Source organism: Devosia riboflavina, assembly GCF_000743575.1.
Lineage (GTDB): Bacteria > Pseudomonadota > Alphaproteobacteria > Rhizobiales > Devosiaceae > Devosia > Devosia riboflavina.
The window spans coordinates 1-951 of sequence record NZ_JQGC01000080.1; the positions used below are offsets into that span (position 1 = coordinate 1).

Sequence of the window (951 nt, forward strand, 5' to 3'; positions counted from 1 at the left end):
CCGGATCGCGCCGGCGAGCGTCAACTTCGAGGAGCCAAATCCTGCCATCGCGTTCGAGGCGCATAATATGGCGGTACCACAAGTGCCGACCGAACTCGGGCGTGACGATCGCTCGCTCTTCATAGCGGTCAATTCCTTTGGCTTTGGCGGCACCAACGCAGGCGTACTGCTGGAGCGTGCCGCCCCCAAATCCATGCCGCTTGACAGGCCGGCTGTCTCGGGACGGATACAGCAAAGCGAGCGAGCTGTTGCTGTGCCACTATCGGCCACTACTCCGGAGGCACTGCGAGAAGTAGCTGCTCGCCTGCGTTCAGAGCTGGTCGAGGGTGGGTTGGCCGACCGCGAACTGGCGAGCGTTGCGTCCTCTGTGGGAACCTTGCGCGAAGGCCTGCAGTCTCGGACGGCCATAATAGCCGCGACGACCGGGGAACTGGTGGCTCAGCTGGCTGATGTGGCCGAGGGCTCCATACCTGCTTTTGTTCGCGGCGCGTTGCCGAAGATCGTATCTGGCATGCCATCACCTCGAAGCAAACTGGCATTCACCTTCGCGGGCCAGGGCGGCCAGTGGTGGGGCATGGGCCGGCGGCTTTTGCTGGAAGAGCCGGTATTTTCTCGGGCATTTCAGGAATTTGACCGAGGCTTCGAGGCCTTGTCGGGCTGGTCGGTGAAGTCCGAACTGCTGCGTGACGAAGCGGCGTCCAGGATGGGCCAATCCCGCTTTGCCATGCCGGCGATCTTCGGCGTCCAGATCGGCCTTGGTGCGCTCTGGCAATCCTACGATGTGCAGCCGGATTTCGTGCTTGGCCATAGCTTCGGCGAGCTTGCTGCGGCCTATCTGGCCGGGGCGATCAGCCTCGAAACGGCAACGAGGATGATTCATGCGCGCTGCCAGATACGTGAGAAACTTGGCGTTGATGGCGCAATGCTGGCGGTTGGGCTCGGGGCAGCCGA

The 951-nt window shown here is 62.6% G+C and carries 1 protein-coding gene; it reads left to right on the forward strand.

Annotation, left to right across the window (positions count from 1 at the left end; all coding sequences use genetic code 11):
• The coding region (locus JP75_RS24775) for an acyltransferase domain-containing protein (protein WP_035087954.1) at positions 1-951 on the forward strand (951 nt) is incomplete at both ends.